At 39.8% G+C, this 19,242-nt stretch carries 19 protein-coding genes and 1 pseudogene; 5 read left to right on the top strand and 15 right to left on the bottom strand.

Going from position 1 to position 19,242, the window contains the following annotated elements; all coding sequences use genetic code 11:
* From galU to gltX, 4 genes are read right to left on the bottom strand one after another with little or no spacing between them, the layout of a single operon-like run.
* Complete coding sequence (galU, locus tag CS889_RS03395; protein ID WP_001947702.1) at positions 1-822, bottom strand: UTP--glucose-1-phosphate uridylyltransferase GalU; 822 nt, start codon at positions 820-822, stop codon at positions 1-3.
* Positions 819-2,501, bottom strand: coding sequence for a lytic transglycosylase domain-containing protein (locus CS889_RS03390; protein WP_089086843.1), 1,683 nt, complete (start codon positions 2,499-2,501; stop codon positions 819-821). The genes galU and CS889_RS03390 overlap by 4 nt, the downstream gene beginning before the upstream one ends.
* Before the next feature lie 8 nt (positions 2,502-2,509).
* A complete protein-coding gene (locus CS889_RS03385; RefSeq protein ID WP_000577980.1) occupies positions 2,510-2,803 on the bottom strand; it encodes a YggT family protein in 294 nt (97 codons plus the stop codon).
* Positions 2,800-4,119: a glutamate--tRNA ligase gene (gene gltX / locus CS889_RS03380; RefSeq protein ID WP_089086842.1), complete on the bottom strand. Its 1,320-nt coding sequence runs from the start codon at positions 4,117-4,119 to the stop codon at positions 2,800-2,802. Before gltX ends, CS889_RS03385 begins: the two co-directional genes overlap by 4 nt.
* Positions 4,120-4,180: 61 nt before the next feature.
* Between gltX and CS889_RS03375 the strand changes: the two genes are divergently transcribed.
* Positions 4,181-4,390, top strand: coding sequence for a hypothetical protein (locus CS889_RS03375; protein ID WP_025449175.1), 210 nt, complete (start codon positions 4,181-4,183; stop codon positions 4,388-4,390).
* A gap of 56 nt (positions 4,391-4,446) precedes the next feature.
* Here the strand turns inward: CS889_RS03375 and frxA are convergent.
* The 4 genes and pseudogenes from frxA to CS889_RS03360 all read right to left on the bottom strand — a co-directional run bounded on the left by frxA (position 4,447) and on the right by CS889_RS03360 (position 7,705).
* Positions 4,447-5,099: pseudogene (gene frxA, locus CS889_RS03370) on the bottom strand (NAD(P)H-dependent flavin oxidoreductase FrxA).
* Between the two features lies 1 nt (position 5,100).
* A complete protein-coding gene (locus tag CS889_RS03365) occupies positions 5,101-5,958 on the bottom strand; it encodes an NAD(P)-dependent oxidoreductase (RefSeq protein WP_089086841.1) in 858 nt (285 codons plus the stop codon).
* A gap of 14 nt (positions 5,959-5,972) precedes the next feature.
* Complete coding sequence (locus CS889_RS08445) at positions 5,973-6,476, bottom strand: SRPBCC family protein (protein ID WP_231899362.1); 504 nt, start codon at positions 6,474-6,476, stop codon at positions 5,973-5,975.
* Positions 6,477-6,496: 20 nt separating this feature from the next.
* Positions 6,497-7,705, bottom strand: a complete 1,209-nt coding sequence (locus tag CS889_RS03360) for a CCA tRNA nucleotidyltransferase (RefSeq protein ID WP_231899361.1) — start codon at positions 7,703-7,705, stop codon at positions 6,497-6,499.
* Between the two features lie 62 nt (positions 7,706-7,767).
* Here CS889_RS03360 and queC point away from each other — a divergent pair, with 62 nt between their 5' ends.
* Complete coding sequence (gene queC, locus CS889_RS03355) at positions 7,768-8,454, top strand: 7-cyano-7-deazaguanine synthase QueC (RefSeq protein ID WP_089086840.1); 687 nt, start codon at positions 7,768-7,770, stop codon at positions 8,452-8,454.
* 68 nt (positions 8,455-8,522) lie between these two features.
* Here queC and oipA read toward each other — a convergent pair whose 3' ends face one another.
* Positions 8,523-9,440 (bottom strand): outer inflammatory protein OipA, encoded by a 918-nt coding sequence (gene oipA / locus CS889_RS03350; protein WP_089086839.1) that lies wholly within the window; start codon positions 9,438-9,440, stop codon positions 8,523-8,525.
* Positions 9,441-9,620: 180 nt separating this feature from the next.
* Between oipA and CS889_RS03345 the strand changes: the two genes are divergently transcribed.
* Complete coding sequence (locus CS889_RS03345) at positions 9,621-10,073, top strand: hypothetical protein (protein WP_000554089.1); 453 nt, start codon at positions 9,621-9,623, stop codon at positions 10,071-10,073.
* A 119-nt stretch (positions 10,074-10,192) separates the two neighbouring features.
* Positions 10,193-10,606 carry a hypothetical protein gene (locus CS889_RS03340; protein ID WP_001983685.1) on the top strand — a complete coding sequence of 138 codons (414 nt, stop codon included), beginning with the start codon at positions 10,193-10,195 and terminating at the stop codon, positions 10,604-10,606.
* A 4-nt stretch (positions 10,607-10,610) separates the two neighbouring features.
* Here the strand turns inward: CS889_RS03340 and hydE are convergent, their stop codons facing one another.
* The 5 genes from hydE to CS889_RS03315 are packed head-to-tail and all read right to left on the bottom strand — an operon-like array spanning position 10,611 to position 16,271.
* Positions 10,611-12,149: a hydrogenase biosynthesis protein HydE gene (gene hydE, locus CS889_RS03335; protein ID WP_089086838.1), complete on the bottom strand. Its 1,539-nt coding sequence runs from the start codon at positions 12,147-12,149 to the stop codon at positions 10,611-10,613.
* 1 nt (position 12,150) lies between these two features.
* Entirely contained in the window at positions 12,151-12,687 is a 537-nt protein-coding gene (gene hydD / locus CS889_RS03330; RefSeq protein WP_000078659.1) for a hydrogenase biosynthesis protein HydD, read from the bottom strand.
* Positions 12,684-13,358 (bottom strand): Ni/Fe-hydrogenase, b-type cytochrome subunit, encoded by a 675-nt coding sequence (gene cybH / locus CS889_RS03325; protein WP_089086837.1) that lies wholly within the window; start codon positions 13,356-13,358, stop codon positions 12,684-12,686. Before cybH ends, hydD begins: the two co-directional genes overlap by 4 nt.
* A gap of 12 nt (positions 13,359-13,370) precedes the next feature.
* Positions 13,371-15,107: a nickel-dependent hydrogenase large subunit gene (locus tag CS889_RS03320; protein ID WP_089086836.1), complete on the bottom strand. Its 1,737-nt coding sequence runs from the start codon at positions 15,105-15,107 to the stop codon at positions 13,371-13,373.
* 9 nt (positions 15,108-15,116) lie between these two features.
* Positions 15,117-16,271, bottom strand: coding sequence for a hydrogenase 1 small subunit (locus CS889_RS03315; RefSeq protein ID WP_025449839.1), 1,155 nt, complete (start codon positions 16,269-16,271; stop codon positions 15,117-15,119).
* Between the two features lie 159 nt (positions 16,272-16,430).
* Here CS889_RS03315 and mdaB point away from each other — a divergent pair, with 159 nt between their 5' ends.
* Positions 16,431-17,015 (top strand): NADPH:quinone oxidoreductase MdaB, encoded by a 585-nt coding sequence (gene mdaB / locus CS889_RS03310; RefSeq protein WP_089086835.1) that lies wholly within the window; start codon positions 16,431-16,433, stop codon positions 17,013-17,015.
* A 44-nt stretch (positions 17,016-17,059) separates the two neighbouring features.
* Here mdaB and CS889_RS03305 read toward each other — a convergent pair whose 3' ends face one another.
* Entirely contained in the window at positions 17,060-19,108 is a 2,049-nt protein-coding gene (locus tag CS889_RS03305) for a DUF262 domain-containing protein (protein ID WP_089086834.1), read from the bottom strand.
* Positions 19,109-19,242 lie beyond the last annotated feature (134 nt).

The raw sequence follows: 19,242 nt of genomic DNA, 5'->3' as shown, positions 1-19,242 counted from the left end.
TTATAAGCGTTTTTTATAATAAGCGTTACTCGCTTCAATATAGCCTTCCACGCTCCCGCAATCGTATCGTTTGCCTTTGAATTGGTAAGCGATGATGCGTTTTCTTTTGGCTTGAGTGAGTAAGGCGTCTGTGATTTGGATTTCATTGTTTTTACCCGGTTTGGTCTCACGCAAAATATCAAAAATATCCGGGGTTAAAATGTAGCGCCCTATCACGGCCAGGTTGCTTGGGGCGTCTTCTTGGCTTGGTTTTTCTACCATGTCTTTAATCTCATACACACCCTCTTCTAACAATTCGCCCCTAATCACGCCGTATTTTGAAACTTCTTCTAACGCCACTTCTTCAATGGCTACAATAGGGCATTGGTATTTTTGATACAATGAAGTCATTTGCTTTAACACGCTTGGATAATCATGGCTTATGCATAAGTCATCGGCTAAAATCACCGCAAAAGGCTCATTGCCTATCAGGGCTTCCCCGGTTAAAATCGCATGCCCTAAGCCTTTCATTTGCTTTTGGCGCACATAGGAAAAACAGCATTTTTCTATAATGTTACGAATGCTTTTTAAAGCGTTTTCTTTGTTGGTGCCTTGGATTTGATGCTCTATTTCATAGCTCGTGTCAAAATAATCTTCTAAGCTTCGTTTATTCCTTCCTGTAACGATCGCCATCACTTCACAACCCGCTTCCATCGCTTCTTCCACAGCGTATTGGATCAAAGGCTTATCCACAATGGGCAGCATTTCTTTAGGGATGGTTTTAGTGATCGGCAAAAAGCGCGTGCCATAGCCAGCGGCAGGAAAAAGGCATTTTTTAATCATGGTTTGTCCTTTGAGTTAAGAGTTTGTTCTAAAAACGTATCAATAGGGATGAAATTCCCAAAAATTTCTTGATAAATCAAGTAATTGAGCATGACCCTAAAGCCATACATGCGAGTCTCGCTATAAGGCATAAGCTCCATGCTAAGCCATGGCTCAAAATGATTTTTTTCTTTAAATCGTTTGGAGCTTTCTAACCACCTCCTTAAAAACCCAGGCCCAGCGTTATAAGCGTAGGCGACAAAAAGGGGGTGGTTGAATTCTTTTTTCAAATGGTTCAAGTAATAATTACCAAATTTGAGAGCGATATTGGGGTTAAACATGTCGTTTAGATCAATGTTATCCATGCCAAGGCTTTTAGCGAAAGGCCCTACATTAAAAGGCATGATCTGCATAAGCCCTAGAGCGAAGGAGCGAGAGATTAAAGCCGGGAGCAAAAAGCTTTCTTGCCTAGCGATCGCATACGCCATAGCCCTTTCATCTGTATTTTGCCACTCAATAATGCCCTCATAAGGGGATAAATAATAATAAATCTTGTCTTTATTGCGTTGGCTTAAAAGATAGGTCAATTCAGGGGCACTTTTTTCATAATACAGGCTTTTTAGCATCGCATTAAACGCGCCCTCATCTTTCAAACTCAAGGTTTTTTCCTTAAAAATTTGCCATAAAAAAGGGTCATGCGTGTTAAAAGGAGGGTCTTCTTGGCTTAAATTCTGGATGCGAGAAATGATGCGATAACTGGGCGTGGTTTGGAGTTTGCGGCTCGCATAAAGACTATAGAGGTTTAGGGCTGGACTTTGTGAAAGGCGCTCCAAAGTTTTTTTCTTTTTAGAGGCTAAATACTGCCAAAAAATCGCTCTGTCTTTTAAAAAATCATCATCTTTAACAACCGCTTCTGAGCGTTCAAAATACTTGAGCGCTTTAGAAGTTTTTTTGCGCAAGATTTCGTTAATCCCTAGAATAAAAAAGGTTTGCGCGTTGTTTTGGGTGGCGTTACTTTTAGCCAGAGCGTCTTTAAAATGATCCAATTTAGGATCTAAGATGACTTGATAGATCAAGCGGTTAAACGCTGGGTAATTTTCATCTAAAAGGCGGTTTAATTCTTTAATGGGGATATGCTCTTCAAAAATTTGAAGCTTTTTTTCATAACTCAAATGGTTAAAGAGCGCGCTAAACACTTGCGCATTAGCCTTAAACAAAGAAGCGCTCACATTCTTACTTTGCAAGATTTCTAACTCTTCATAAAGAACGGGGTAAGCCTCTTTGATTTTTTCTTGTAAGGGCTTGATGGTTTGAAAGGGGATTTTATCAAAATCTCTGATTTTTGATTTTAAAGCGATAGCGATACAACTCGCTTGGAAAGTGTCTGTTGTTTCTAACATGCTTTCTAGGGTAATTTGCTTGCAATAAATATCTTCAGGCAATTTAACATCAGGGCTTTTTTCTGAATTTTCTACGCCTTTTTCTTGCATGGCTTTTTGTAGGGTGCTGTTTTTATTTTGGGTCAATTCATAGGCTTTTTTAGCGTTTTCTAAACTCGTTTTTTTATCGCTAATATAACGCCATAAATAATAATCCCTAACGATCCCGGTGGGCTTTTTTTCTAAATCCTTTAAATCCAACTCGGTTTGAGAAAAACCAACGCCAAGCGCACCGATAAAAAATAAAATCAAAAAACGCATGATTTCTTTTAGAGGCTTTTGGCGAGCGCAAAAAGCCATTGGATGAGAGTTAAATCTAAAAATTTCAACACAATGACCACCACTAAAGGAGCGAAATCCAACCCGTTAAACACCAGCTTGAATCTAGAGCGTAAAAAATAAAACACCGGCTCGCACAAGCGAGCGAGGATTTGCATGATGGGGTTATTGGGGTTAGGCTGCACGAAGCTGATAAGCGAATAAATGATCACCACCCACATGTAAATCGTAATGAGCGAGCTTAAAATCACCGCTACTGCGTTAAGGAGAGTGGAAAAGATCATGCTTTCAGCCTTAAAACTTCTTGAGAATGGCTTTGGATATAGGGGAAGATCAACGGCAATTCAACGCCATGCGAGTTCCCGGTTAAAAGAATGCGCAAAGGTTTGAAAAAATCCTTACCCTTAAGCTGGCTCAATCGCATGGCTTCTTTTTTAAAACTTTCAAAATCCTTATACGCTTGAAAATCCATGCCTTTTAGGGCGTTAAAAAGCGCTAAACAACGCTCTTTAAAATCTTCGTTCTCGTAAGTTTTGACAATATCTTTTGGCTCTAAAAACAACGAAATTTTTTCTCTCAATTCTAAAAGCGTGCCGCATTCTTCTATAAACAATCTTAAAAGCCCTAAAAGATTTTTATCTTTTATTAAAGTGAGTTCTAATAATGTTTCATCGTCTAAAAGCTTTAAATGCTCGTGGTTTAAGTGTTTTAAATATTTTAAATTAAAATGAGCTGGGGAGCTGGAAAGGTTTTCTAAACTAAACCATTCTATCGCTTCATCAAGGCTAAAAACTTCCTTAGGCACTTTATTACCGATAGTGATGAGGTAATTCACGATCGCAACCGGCAAAAACCCTTGATTTAAAAGCCATTTCACGCTGGACGCTTCGTCTCTTTTACTCATCTTTTTACCGCTTACTTCATCTAAAATAATGGGCAAATGCGCATAAACAATCGGATCGTTTGAGCCTAAAGCTTCTTGGATTAAAATTTGTTTAGGGGTGTTGCTCACATGATCTTCACCTCTAATAATGAAACTGATTTCATAGAGCAAATCATCGCATGCGCAAGCGAAATTATAAGTCGGGCTTTTATCCTTTCTCAAAAGCACAAAAGAATCCAATTCATAAGGCTCAAATTTCACTTCTTTTTTAATCGCATCATTGAAAGACACCGCATGATTAGGGGCTTTCAAACGCACCACAGGGGCATGGTTTTTGTCTTTTTCTAAAGTGGCCCACTCGTCTAAATACCTGAAAGGGCGTTTCTCATTTTTAGCTTTTTCTTTTTCTCTTTCTAAAAACTCCGCGCTCGCATAACAATAAAACGCTTTATTTTCCTTCAGTAATTTTTCTGCCATTCCTCTGTGGTAATCTATGTTATGGCTTTGATACACGAGCTTGTCCCAGCTTATCCCCATAAGCTTTAAAATCTCTAAAATTTCTCGGTCTTTGCCTTCAATGTTGCGCTCTTTGTCCGTGTCTTCAATGCGAATGAGAAAGGGTTTATTTTGCTGTTTGGCCACAATGTAGTTAAAAATGGCTGCCCTTAAATTCCCTATGTGCATATCCCCTGTAGGCGAAGGCGCAAAACGAAGCATAAAAACCCTTTATGAAAGAAAATGATTTTTGATTATACCTAAAGAATGCTTAATTATGTTTATGGAGTGCGGCCCTGTTTTTATCAAAGATAAACGCTCAAAGCCTTACTTGATGTTCTTTATTTTCTTAAAAAACAAGATTTTGGTTATTTTGATTTTAATAAAAGATTTTAATAAGGCTCATTTTCTTAAAGGGATAGGGGGTATTTTGCGCTTTAACACCCCTACAACCCCTCAAACTAAATCCCCTAACCTCTTAAGATCGCATTAGATCACCGCTTGACTAAGCTCTTTTATGTTTTGGTTATCAAAAAGCTAGAAGCGTTTTTATTCAATCACTTCATAAATAACTTCTGTCTTCCAGCGGGTTTTAGGGGTGATTTCTTGGTTACGATAACCAAAACTAGCCATTACCGACACGCCAAATTCCGCCGTGTTCAGATAGCCTTTTTCCTTTAAATAAGCCTCCACTTTTTCTTGATCATACCCTTCAATCGGGCAAGAATCAATCCCTAACATGGCCGCTGCCATCATCATGTTCGCCATTTGGATATAAGTCTGTTTGCTAGCCCAATCAAACAAGGATCGTTCGTCAGTCAATTTCATATCATTCTCTTGGAAATTTTTGATGATTTGAGCGAACCTTGAATGAGTGTCATAATCCCTTTTTTTAACCTCATGCATCACTTTCTTAACGTAATCGCTATCATAAGTAACGCCTTTTCGCGCAAGATAAATGACAAAATGGCTCGCTCCTTCTAAACTAGAAAGCCCCCCCATGCCATCGGTTTTAAATCTTCTTTCATGCGTTCATTTTTCAATAAAAGCATTTTCCATGGTTCAAGCCCGATTGAAGAAGGGGCTAACCTCCCCACTTCAACCAAAACTTCCCAATCTTTTTCAGAAATACGGCGATTGGGATCGTATTTTTTCGTAGCGAATCGTTGGTGTTGTAAAGCAATAATTTGTTCTCTGTCCATTTTAATGTTCTCCTTTTTCTAAATAATGATAAACGGCTGCCATATCCAATCCGCCTAAACCGGATTTTTCTGCTTGAGAATAAAGCTCTTCTGCTTGAAATAAGAATGGCAACTTCATCGCCTCTCCTGCTTCATTTTTGGCTAAGCGAATGTCCTTAGCCATAAGCTTCAAACTGAAAGCGGCCGGATAATTATCTTGCAACCACATGCCTTTTTTAGCTTGAAAGAGAGGCGAATTCATGCCAGATTGGCCAATAATTTGCAAAAATGACTCTGCATCAACCCCTAAACGTTTGGCTAACAGCAAAGCTTCTGAATAAGCGACCCCCATTTGAGCCAAAAGGCTATTAATGGATAGTTTAGCTCCTGTCCCTTGACCAATCTTACCCAAATAAAAGGTTTGACTCCCCAAATGCGCCAAAACAGGTTTGAGTTTAGAGATAACTTCTTCATCACCTGCCGCTAAAATCAATAAAGCCCCGGCTTTGGCCGCGCCAACCGATCCCGAAACGGGCGCTTCAAGGTAAGTTGCTTGATGCTTTTGAGCGATTTTTTCTAAAGATAAGCTTTCCAAAGGGGCGATAGTGCTCATATTCACCACGATTTTTTTAGACATTTGTTCCCAAAATTCTGGCGATAAAACAGCATCAATCGCCGCTTTATCCGAAAGCATGATAAAAATCAGATCAACTTTAGCGGCCAAATCTATGAGACTAGTATAAACCGCTACGCCTTTTTCCTTTAAGGGGGTTGCTTTGCTCTCTGTTCGGTTATAAACCGACACTTCTAACCCCGCATCGCGCAAACGAGTCGCCATAAGAGTCCCCATAGCCCCTAATCCAATCCATCCAATTTTCATTCAATTCTCCTTAATTAGCGTGAATACGCCACTAAACCATCTAACCAAGCTTGATGGCCATTCAACATCGCATTAGGCACAGATTCCGCTAAAGCTTTAGCAGGGACTCCTGATTGGCTTTCTTGGGTTAAAATACGCACACGATCATTGTCTAATTTTTCAACTAGCCATGCGTGATACACTTCAAGATACTCATCGCCTTTAGCTTCATTCCAACCTCTCCAAGCCAAACGCAGTATAGCGTCTTTCAATTCAAACTCTTCCACTTCTGCTTCCACCAAAAAGCCAAAAGTCTCAAAACAAAAACGAGTCTTGTCTTTAAGAATGGTATTGTCTTGATTGTGCATGTGGATATTCCCTGAGTTTTTGTAATACTTTTCCCAATGAGACGCGTCTCTTAAATGCTGCACCACTTTATTAAAATCCAAACCTTTGACAATGACTTCATTGGACACGAAATTATCAGTCTCTCCTGGAATCCATTTCTTAGGCCATTGAATCGCATTCATCGTTATCATGTTTTTTCCGTTTTTAATTTTTAATTTTTTTGCCTTATTGGCGAAAGATTTATAGCATCATTAGGTAAATAATGACCCTTAACCCACTCAATCAGCCATTCTAAAGCGTTGTTTTTAGGATTTTCAATGACTGAATTTAAGCATGCGTTTAAAATTTCGCCGATTTTTTGGTGCTGATAACCCAAGCTTTGAAGCGCACCGCCCTTAAGGGCTAGGTGTTCTTTTTTAAAAGGCTCGTTAGAATCAAATATTTCTTTTAACAAGCCTTTGATTTTTAAAGCATGTTTGGGGTTTTCTAGCGCATAAAAATCTAAAGCCAGATTAAAAGGCTCTAAATCGTAGTTTTTCAATAAAAACTTCAATCCTGTTTTGCTATGAATATTAAAAAAAGCTTTATGGCATTCTTTAGCTTTGGAAAATAAAACACAAGTTTTTTTAGGGTAGCGTAAATTTTCTAAACTTTTTTGATCTTTAAAAAACCCCAATAATCTTAATTCCAGATTCAAAGGCGCGTTTTTTAAAAACCCTAAATTTTCTATTTTTTCTTGAATAACCAACTCTAAAATTTCTTGATATTCTTTAGCCACTTCATAGGCGTTTTTCCCCATAAGAAGCTTATTCAATTCGCTTTGTAAGCGCTCTTTAGAAAGGTGTTTTAACAAATCCTTACACGCAAAAACTGCTCTTTTGGTGCTTGCTGCTATCTTAAAGCCTAAAGTCGCGCTGAATCGCAGCGCTCTTAAAATCCTTAAAGCGTCTTCAAAAAACCTCAATCGCGCTCCCCCCACGCATTCAATCGTTTGATTTTCAATCGCGCTTCGCCCTTTAAAAGGATCAATAATCCCTTTTGTAGGGCTATAAGCGATCGCATTCATGCTAAAATCGCGCCGCTTTAAATCGTCTGTTAAACGCGCGCTAAAAACCAATTCTTTAGGCTTTCGGTGTTTGATATGCCCCTTTTCCATTCTAAAAGTTGTGATTTCATAGCTTTGATGGTTTTTAAGAGCCGTGATCGTGCCATGTTTGATACCGGTTTCTAGCACCCTAAAATGGCACTTTAAAAGAAGCTCTTTACTTTCACTCACTAAAGCGTTTGAGGTCAAATCGTAATCTTTAGGGGTAATGCCCATCAAACAATCGCGTACGCACCCCCCTACCAAGTAAAGCTCATAGGGGGATTTTTCATAAATGTCAAACAATTCTTTTAATCCTTCTTCCAACTCAAACACGCTTTTTACTCTTAAAATTTCTTTGTGTTATTATATCTTTTTAGAATTTTTAAGGAATTTTGATGGAACAAGAAATTTGCGTGATCGGTTTTAGCGGCGGGCAAGACAGCACCACTTTAGCCGTGTGGGCGAAAAAGCGTTTTAAAAAAGTCTGTTTAGTGGGGTTTGATTACGCGCAAAAACACTCTGTGGAATTAGAATGCGCTCAAAAAATCGCTTCTCTTTTACAACTCCCTTATGAAATCATCCCATTAGATTTTTTAGAGAATATCACTCGCTCCGCGCTTTTTAAAAACTCTAACGATTTAATGGGGCATTCGCATGCACAAAATAAAGATTTGCCCAACTCTTTTGTGCCTAATCGTAACGCCATTTTTATCACCCTTTTGCATTCTTACGCACAAAAACTAGGGGCTAGTAACATCGCTTTAGGGGTTTCGCAAGCGGATTTTAGCGGCTATCCGGATTGTAAAGAAGATTTTATTAAAAGCATCGAGCATGCCCTAAATTTAGGCTCAAACACAGCGATTAAAATTGTAACGCCTCTAATGTTTTTAAGTAAAGCACAAGAATTTCAAATGGCTAAAGATTTAGGGGTTTTAGATTTGATCATCAAAGAAACGCACACCTGCTATCAAGGAGAGCGAAAGATTTTGCATGCTTATGGCTATGGCTGCGATAAATGCCCGGCATGCCAATTGAGGAAAAAAGGCTTTGAAGAGTTTCAAGCTAAAGCTTTGTTTCAATAAAGCGTTGGTAAAAATACTCAAAAGCATTTTTTAAGACAAACAATCAAAGAGCGGTAAAAAGCGCATTTTTAATGTTTGTTTTTAAAGTTATATGTATAGTTAAGATAAACGCTCACCACTCTTTTATAATCCAATTTATCCCCATAATCATCGCTATAATAATTGACTTTAAACGCTGGCACTTTAACCCCTAATTCAACACTAGAACCCCCAAGATAGATTTCATCGCCATAGCGATCAATATCGTATTCATCACTACTAAAACGAACGCCAAATTTCCCTTGTAACTGAAAAATCGTGCGGCTCTTGACTTGATTGAAAGGGGTGAGATTGTTGCTTGCAAACCAAGTGCTAGCCCCTATATCCATGCCAATCACAAGCCCTGAAGATTTTCTGATTATATGCCTTGACGCTCTTTTTAATGTATCAGCGTCTAGCGTTCTGCCGGTCATATCTTTGTAAAATATAGAGAGCCCTTTTACCCTTCGTTCAACGTATTCTTGGGACGCTCGCTTATCGTTGGTCCAATTAATGAGCAAATCCGTATTGAAACCATAGGGTAAAAAAGCTATTAAACCGCTGCCAGGAACAGAACCAACACCACCAAGTTGGTAACCGAAAAAAAGAGAGTGCCTAAACCCTATAATCCTTTTTTTGCCCAAAAAATATTTATACCCCAAGCTGAGTTCATTGAAAATACCGCCCGACCCGCCATTTCCTGCGAATCGGTTAGCGATTTTGTTTGAATCTTTCACTGCATTTAAGGCGTTTTGTGCATCTCTTATGGCTTTTGTGTTAGGGAATAATGAATTTTTTGCGTTATTGATCGCTTGATTTAAGGCGTTTTCTGCTGAAGCTTTTTCGCCGATGCTACCTTGTCCTTGAATATAGCTTCCTTCTGCAAAATTTAAACCTAAATAAAATCCGTTCCTTTCAGCGTGGAGCCAAAACGAGAGAGAGAGAGTTAGTAAGAGGGCTTTTTTCATGGTTTTTCTTTGGTTTAAGATTTGATATTATTGCTAGGTATTTTATCATAAAATAAGGTTTTAGTATGGGGTTTTAATGAAAAACAAAGTTAAAATGAAATAACCCTAAAAACCACCGCTTAACCAACATTAAATCAAAAACATGTTAATCTTTAGTTATTTTAAAATTTAGGAAAACCCATGCATCAAAACAATAAAACTTTTTTACCCAACCAATCCGCTCATCTTTCTAAAATCGTTCTTTTTTTAAACACCGGCTTTTTAGCCTATCTGTTAAGCGCTTGTGGGGCGAATGTGCCTATAGAAGAAGTGATAGTTAAAGATCCTAAAGAAACCAAAGCTCAAGAAGTCGCCAGAGAAGAAAACGCCATCCAGCAAGAAAACGCCACTATTGATGCGCGCACCACGCCTTTAATCAATCGTTTCACTAATTATAACGCTTATGGTTCTTTAAACGGCTTTTACAATTCAGTGGATAACCTCAATTCGCCCATGCAAAACGGCATGTATGGAGGCTATTACATGCCTTATTATTACATGCCCTATGGTTTCATGCCTTATGGGTCAGGTCTTATGCCTTATGGGCCTTATGGGTATGGAGCGCCTGGATACTTCCCTTACGCTTTTTATTGATTGAGTGGCTTTAGCGTGCGTGGTGGCGTTGGTATTAAAATACGCTTGTGTTTTCTAATGGTTGTTTCTAACATGCTATGGTAGTGTGATAAAGAAAGGCTATAATAAGAGGAGATCTTATGCGTATAGTTAGAAATTTATTTCTTGTATCGTTTGTGGCGTATAGTAGCATGTTCGCAGCGGATTTAGAAACCGAAACTAAAAGCGAAAAAAAGAGCGGTAAAAAATTTTACAAACTCCATAAAAACCATGGCTCAGAAACCGAGGCTAAAAACGACAAAAAGCTTTACGATTTCACTAAAAATAGCGGATTAGAAGGCGTGGATTTAGAAAAAAGCCCTAACCTTAAAAGCCATAAAAAAAGCGACAAAAAGTTTTACAAACAACTCGCTAAAAACAATATCGCTGAAGGGGTGAGCATGCCGATTGTGAATTTCAATAAAGCCCTATCTTTTGGGCCTTATTTTGAAAGGACTAAAAGCAAAAAAACCCAATACATGGACGGCGGGCTGATGATGCACATCCGCTTTTAAGCCCTTATTCATAATCCAAAAATGCATGCGTTCTAAGAGCGAGGGTTTTAGGGAAATACCGCACAAACAAATCCAAAAACACTTTTTCGCCAAAGAAATCCCCAGCGATCGTTACTTCTTGGACGCTAAAATTTTGCGCGTTGTCCCAAATGAAATTCCCTAAAAACTCCGCTAAAGAATCCAAAATCCCCAAACTCAAAATTTCATTTTCCACGCCTGCGAGCCTGAAACTCATCGCGCTGTGCATGATCTTTGAAAAGTTTAAAGCCATTTTCAAAGAATCGTTTTTAAGGATTTTATAATCAATCCTAGGGCCTTTAGGGCGTAAGCATTCTTTAGCCAAAGAAATAACGCTATGCGAATGAAAATCCTCGCTATACCCCAAAACAAACCCCAAAATGCGAAAAAAATCCAATAAATTCGTGCCCCCTAGATTGTATTGAGAAAGCTCTGCAATGCGCGCGTAAAAATCAGGGAATTTAGTCGCGTAGTTTTGTAGCATTCTGGAGGCTTTTTCATCTTGTTTGAGGAGGTTAAATATTTGATTGAAATCAAAACCAACGCTTAAAAGCGTTTTTAAAGAACCATTAGCATGCAACAATAACCTTGTAGGGCGCTTGAAACTAAAATACAAAACGATAGAATTGGGCGTTTCTCTTAAAAACTCTAATTCATCTTTAAAGGGAAAGGTAGAAAAATTATTTTCTAGCACGAATTTTTTAGTGGGTGTGATCAAGCGCTTAGGGGTTTTAAAAAGCGCTTCATAATGCAAAAGCGCTTCACAAGAATGGCTTTCATGCGCAAAAACAAATTCTATCCCCTCATCTTGTAAAATATGGCACAATAAATTCAATATGGGGTCAAAGGGTAGCTGGGCTATGATTTCATCATTTTTGAAAGTGTCCTTAAACACGCTTTTTAATGGGGCTTTGATGGAGGGTTTTTCCAAACTGGCTAAATATTTAGCGTCTTCTAAAGGCAATTTAGTGCAGGTTAAAACGCTAGAAAGATCGCTAAAAATAACGCTTGGAGAGGGATTTTTTAAAGAAAGGGATAATGCCCCCCTAGAAGTGGAAATAGGGATAAAATCCTGCGTTTTGAGCATGCCTTTTAATTGGGTTAAACAATCTATAAGCTCTTTAGGGCTATAAATCATTTTCCCTTTAAAAGCGGTGTTTTTGACAAAACCTAACGCATTGGCATACAAAGATGCGTTTTTGTCTAAAAAATCTTGATGCTCTTTAGCGTTCATAAAAAGGGGCTTTGAAAGGCTTGTTGTTTGGAAAAGATTTTCATCTAAAGGCTCTGTGATTTCCTTTAAAGACAAAAAGCTAAAATCCAAAGAAAAGGGCAAAATCTCGCTGAGTTTTTGTGCGAATTCTAAGGTGGTTTCAGCGCTCGCTTGGAGGTAGAAAGAAGTGGTATTATCCTTATAAACGCTATAAAAACGCGCTTGCAAATGGAGCGCCATTCGCTCTAAAAGGGGCGTAAAAATCAAGCTTGTTTTTTCATTAACGCATTTAAAAAGAAAGACAAACACCAATTCAAAAACCCTTATAAGAGAGTTCAGCGATACAATCTAGGGCGATATGATCGGTGCGTTGCATTTTAACCCCCCATGCGTTGAGTCGGGTTTCTATGGCTTTTAGGGCTGTTTCTAAAGCGTTTAACATTTCGCTTGAAAGTTTGAAAGTGGTCTCGCTCCCTATCACAAAAGGCACAAGCCCCACGATAAAAGTTTTAGGCAAATCCCCTAAAAACTCCGTGAGCCTTAAAGTGTGTAGCATTTCCACTTCATGCGCGCTCCCAGCCCATGTGATTTCTTTAGGAGCGTCCTTAAAATCAAAGGCATAAACTGAGCCAATTTCAACGCCTTTAGCGCTCACGCAATCCAAAATCAAAACCTTTTCATACGAAGTGATTAAAGGAATGAGTTGCTGAGCCATAGTCCCCCCATCCACAATATCCACGCTAGGGAAAAAAGAAAAATTCCTTTTGAGGTAGTGGGCTAGATGCACCCCAATCCCTTCATCGCCAAAAAGGATATTGCCAATGCCTAAAATTAGGATTTTTTGACTCATTTTTTGGTGTAACCATAGCCATTAATCATAGAATCCGCCCCTGAACTATCATACCTGATAGAATGGAAAAACACCATATAAACATGCACAGGGACAAACAAAATAAACCCCCAAGTCGCTAAATGGTGGATAAAACGAACGTTCGCTAACCCCCCACAAAGCGCTTCAAACCACTTAAAAGCGCTTGCTAAAAACGCCCCAAGCCCCTCATGATAGACATTATAATACAGCACTATCCCGCTCAAACTCATCAACACAATCAAAACAACCAAAGTGAAATAAGCCACGAGTTGGATAGGGTTATACGCTCCTTTAGTGTGGGGTTTATCACTAATAAGAAAATACGCTTTCATCTGATCTATCCACGCTTTTGGGCTTAAAAGTTGGCTGAAACTCCTGCGTTCCATCAAGCTTTCTTTAGTGAAAAAAAGATAGGTTCTAAAAATTAACGCACTAATGAGCAAAAACCCAAACATGACATGAAAAGAGCGTACATAAGCTTGTAAAAGATACACCCCTTTATAAAAGCTGGAATTAGGCTGCAAAAAAGGGTAAGCGATGTAAAACCCCGTAGCGATTAAAGCAAAAATACTCAAAGCCCTAACCCAATGGAAAAAGCGCACAAAACCTGAATACTCTTTGTGTAAAACGACCTTATTCATTTTATCCATGCGTAACCCTTTTTAGAATTTAGCGAAATTAGGCTCTACTTTGAACTCGTTTAAAGACTGCCCTTTAAAATCCATCACATGCACTGAGCATGCGATGCATGGGTCAAAAGAATGGATAGTCCTAATGATTTCTAAAGGCTGGGTTAAATCAGCGATTTTAGTGCCAATCAAGCTCATTTCATAAGCCCCCCTTTGATTTTTGGAATCTCTAGGCCCCGCATTCCAAGTGGAAGGCACCACCGCTTGATAATTTTCCACCACGCCGTTTTTAATACGCACCCAATGGCTTAACATGCCCCTTGGCACTTGACCAATGTAGCGCCCTTTATATTCTTGATTTTTATCAATGTGATAAGGAGCGCAAGTGCTTTGATCGCTCTTTAGATTTTCCACTAACGCGTCAAACGCCAAAAGACCATTATCAGCGATAGTCTTAGCTTCAATACACCTTGCAGCTGTGCGCCCAAGCGTTGAAAACAACGCCTCTAAAGGCAGTTTCGTGTCTTTTAAAAATTTAGTAGCCACTTCAGTAACATAGGGGTTTTTCGCCGCTAAACCTACCACTACGGAACTTAAGGGGCCTACTTCCATGGGCTTACTATCGTATCTGGGGGATTTTATCCAAGAATATTTATCCTTAGTGTCAAGCACTTTAGCAGGGATTATTTTATTTTCAATCCCCACGCTCTCGCCGTCTTTTAAACCGGTATAATGCGGGTTAGTTTGCCCGTCATAAGGGTGGAGTTGCACTTCTTTAGTGTCTTCATATTGATACCAAGAATGCGTAACCTCTTCTTTAATCAAACTTTCATCAATGGGGTGTAATTTAGAAATATCCCCATCAAGCACCACCCCACTACTCAAAAGGTATTTATCCTTCCCAAGCAACACTTCTTCATAAGCGATAAAATTCCTTAAACCACAGCCTTTAATAACGGATGGTTCGTTAGCGAACATTTCGCCTGCCATCACCAAATCAGGGTAGTAAGCATGGTTGATAAAATTAGCCACCACTTCAAACTTGCTTTTCCATTCAGCCAACCTTGTCGGATCCAATATATCCATGACACTCGTAACACCCCCCACCGTTAGGCTTTGCGGGTGAGGCTGTTTGGCCCCAAAAATAGCGGTCATTTTCGCCGCTTCCCTTTGGATTTCTAAAAGCTTGAGATAGTGGCTTAAGACGATTAAATTTTGCTCTGGGTTTAAACGATAGGTTTTATGCCCATAATAGCCATTGCTAAAAGGCCCTAAAGATCCGCTTTTAGCGAAATCATTCAAGCGTTTTTGAACCGCTTTTAATTCACCGGCACCGGTATTAATGGGATAAGGGCTGTATTTGAAAGAAAGTTTTGCCGCTTGAACGGGATCGGCTTTTAAAGCGCTCATAATATCGCACCAATCAAGCCCATGCAAAGTATAGAAATGCACCACATGATCGTGAAAAAGCAACGCCATGTTCATCAAAGATCGCACCAATTGCGCGTTTAATGGGGGGGTAATGCCTAGAGCGTTTTCTACCGCAGTAACACCGGCTTTATAATGCGAATAAGTGCATACCCCACAAATCCTTTGAGCGATAAAGCCTGCATCTCGTGGGTCTCTGCCCTTAATGATCGTTTCTAGCCCCCTAAAAAGCGTGGAGGAAGAAAACGCATCGGTGATCACATTATCATCATCTACGATCACCTCAATCCTTAAATGCCCCTCAATCCTAGTGATAGGATCGACTACGATTTTTTTTGACATGTTAATCCCTTACTCTTTGTTTTTGATCGCTTTAGAAAGGAGCGCATGCGCGGCAATGCCAATAGCGGTTGCGCTGAGTAGAGTCGTGCCGACCTTATCCGCTACTTTATCAGCCCCTAAGCCATCAAAGGCGGTTTTAATGGAGCGATTCGCTAAAGGCTCTTCAAAAGGACTCATCGTATCCCAAAAATTAGGCTCAGAACACCCTATGCACCCATGCCCTGCACCTATGGGCCAAGAAGTGTGTGAATTGAAGCGGAGTTTGGAGCAATTGTTGAAAGTGTAAGGCCCTTTACAGCCCATTTTATACAAACAAAAGCCCCTTTTAGCGTTTTCATCGCCAAAATGTTCCACAAATTCGCCCGCATCAAAATGCCCTCGCCTTTCGCACAAATCATGGATCCTGTTCCCATAAGCCCAAGAGGGGCGGTTATACGCATCAAGCTTAGGGAGAGTCCCAAACATCAAGTAATAAAGCACATTACCCACGATATTTTTTTCACTAGGCGGGCAACCGGGAACATTGATCACGGGTTTATCAATGATTTTGTGTAAGGGTTGCGCGTTAGAGGGGTTAGGGTAAGCCGCTTGCACGCCCCCAAAACTTGAGCATGTGCCTATGGCAAAAATAGCGGCTGCGTATTTGGCGGCTTTCCTGCACTCTTCAGCCCCCGTTTCAGCGTTTGGGCCTTGAGTGAGGAAGTACTCCGTGCCTTGGGGGATACCGCCTTCTACCATTAAAATGTAATTGTTTTTGTGCTTTTCTATGGCGTCATGCAAACTTTTTTCAGCCTGAAAACCGCTCGCTACCATGATCGTCTCATGGTATTCTAGGTTGATATAATCAAAAATGATGCTATCAATGGTCGGGTCTGCGCTCCTTAACAAGCTCTCGCTACAGCCGGTGCATTCTGCCATGTGCAACCAAATCACAGGCAATCTGTTAGCCACCTCTACCGCCTTTAAAGTCAAGGGAGCAAAACTAGCCGGCAAGGCTAAAGTCGTGCTCATCATGCCCGCCCATTTCAATAAATCGCGCCTGGAAATGCCCGCACCCTTAAACTCGTCTTGTAAGTTTTTATGCTCGTTATGAGCGTTAAACGAACGAATTACTTCAAGGCGTTCTTCAATCCTTTGATAGGTCTTTTTTTCATCGTAGAACATGACCACTCCTTCACTAGAAATTTTCATTATCTTAACATAATAAAAATAATGTAGTGGCAATTGGTTATTTTTTAGCTTTATATTTAGATGAAAGGAATTTCTTTAACATTAAGTTTCATTTGGATAGAATACCCCCTATTTTATTAAAAAAGGAACAAAATGAAAAAAGTACTCATCATTAATGGGGCCAAAGCGTTCGGGCATTCTGGGGGGAAACTCAATGAAACCTTAACCCACCATGCAAAAAAGACTCTAGAATCTTTGGGGCTAGAAGTGGATACAACGATCGTGGATAAAGGCTATGAAAAGAGCCAAGAAGTGGAGAAATTCTTTAACGCTGATGCGACGATTTGGCAAATGCCTGGCTGGTGGATGGGCGAGCCTTGGATTGTGAAAAAATACATTGATGAAGTCTTCACTTCAGGGCATGGGAAACTTTATGCTAGCGATGGCAGAAGTTCGCAAAACCCCACTAAAAACTACGGGAAAGGGGGCTTGATGCAGGGCAAAAAATACATGTTGAGCTTGACTTGGAACGCTCCCATTGAAGCCTTTAACGATCCTAATGAATTTTTTGAAGGGGTGGGAGTGGATGTTGTGTATTTGCATTTGCATAAGGCGTTCCAGTTTTTAGGGCTTTCAGCGTTGCCCACTTTTATTTGTAACGATGTGATGAAAAACCCCCAAGTGGAGCAGTATCTTAACTCCCTAACCACGCATTTGCACCAAGCTTTTGGTAAGTGATTTTAAAATAAGGGCTTTTTAACCCCCATTTTTTGGGGGCTTGTTCATTCCACAATAAAGTCTCTGGGATTGAGATCGCAGCCTGAGATGAGATCTTTAAGATTACTGCCCGTAGTTTGATAACTCGCATTGCTTACAAAGTAAAATCCGTATTTTTCAAAAGGCACAACCAAAGTGCCATCTCTATCCCTTGCTTCAGCTTTTGCTTTACTCCAATAAATGTATTTTTGAGACTCATCGTCTGTGTAGCTTTCAAAGGCTTCCCTGGCGTTTTCCAGCAAGTAGTCTATGACAACGCTAGCTAATTCTTTAGCGTTTATTGCCATGCGCCTTTGATCATTGGGGAGCTTGACGCTTTGAAGATTATGGTTAGTTAAGTCATCATCAAGGGTTTTGTGAAGCTCTCTTGCGCGGTATTCTTTAGGCAAATCTTTAAACAATCCCACTTGACAGAATTGATCCGCTAAATATTCGCTCCTATTCCTCACTTCCTCTATCCCCCAAGAATGGGTGTTATTGATGAAATAGTCGTTTAAATGCAAGGAGCTGTATTCTTCCATAAGCTCTATTTTTGCCTCGTAAGATTTGTTGCTGAGCTTTTGATTTTGCCCTGATAGGGTTAGATTCCCAAAATTATGGAGGTAGTCTTGCTCAAAAGTGAAATAGTCCCCCACCCTATCGCGCCATTCTTGAGTGGGGGTTTTGGGGTAGAAATGTTCCACTTCTAGATTTTCTTCTCTTGGCGGTTCGGCGTTGCTTAGCTTTTCTATCTCAAGCAGAATGAATTTGCACACATAATTTGTTGCATAAGCGTTACGCACAAGAAATGCCGCTTTAATTCTATCGTCATTAGGGAACGCCGCTTGACCAACGCTCTTGCCCAGATACCGCTTCAATGCATCGGCTGAAATATCTTCTTCTAGCTGTTTATATAAAGAATAAAGAACTTTGTTAAGTGCGGCGGTAGGCTCTCCGCACACGCTTCGGCGCACATAGTAGCTGGTAAGGATTTGCAAAATTTCATGGAAGTTTTCATAATCCAATTTGCCTTCTTCAAAATCTCTGGCGCAACGCAAAATAAAGGGCTTTGCCACGCCAAATTTGATTTTCACAAGATCCTTAATACGCAGGCGTAAATTCGCTAACTGTTGCGGATCCCCACGCCCTAAAAAATAATGATCTCTGTCTAAAAAGATTTGATAGATTCTGCCATACTCACGCATATCGCTCATAAGGGCTTCTATATCAGAGATATTTTTTCTGTGATGGGTTTTTAGCGCGTAATACACTTCACGCTCTTCATCACTTAGTTTCTTTTCAAGGTAGATTCTCAAATAGGTTTTGATAAAATCATTCAAATCCTTTTCGCCAAGCCAATCTTCTAAAGGCACCCAATAGGTCTCATAAAGGTGTTTCTGTCTGTCAGAATTTTCCCCCATCATCAGGTAGTTGCGGATAAGATCCAGCCCTTCTAATTGCACGCCCGTGGCGTTAATGCTTTCAAACACCACTTGCGGATCGTCTTCGCCTAGCTCTAAGCCTATGGCTACGATTTTAAGCCGCAAAAACGCGCCATAAATCTCTTCAATGCGATACCCTTCGCTGATATAATTTTCAAGCTCTTTGGTGAAAAATTTATAATTGTCCCTAATGTGCGATCCGCCTTGCAGTTCATGCGATCGATTTTGCATGACAAGATCAAAGGCTTCTTTGTCGCTTTTAATGGGCTTTAGGCGCAACCTTTGTCCTGTAAGATTGAGTAGTCCGTCAATCTCCTTTTTTATTGCTTCATTTTGTATCTTTGTCTCTATGGCTTTAAGCAAAAGCATGGTAGTGGTAATCCTTTGCTGCCCATCAATGATGACAAATTCTTGGAGTTGTCTCAAGCTCTTTTCGTCATCAATCAAACGCAAAATATAAGTGATAGAACCCATGAAATGCGTTTTCTTATTTTGAGAAATACCGACAATATCTTGCAGTAATTTTTTACAATTCTCTTCTTTCCAAGTATAATTCCTCTGATATACAGGGATAGAAAATATCGTGCCTGTTAAGGCAAAAAAATCGTTAATGGTGCTTTGTGTCGCTTTCATCGCTTTTCCTTTTGAGTGAGATTATCATTGCACCGAGTATTAAATCAAAAAAAAAAGATAGCTTAAATTTGTGAAAAAACCGCAATTTGTGGCTGGATTTATCCCAAAAAGATAAAAGAGCTTTGCGCAAAGCA

This window comes from Helicobacter pylori (assembly GCF_900120335.1).
Classification (GTDB): Bacteria; Campylobacterota; Campylobacteria; order Campylobacterales; family Helicobacteraceae; genus Helicobacter; species Helicobacter pylori_BU.
This window is presented reverse-complemented; position numbering and strand designations above follow the sequence as displayed.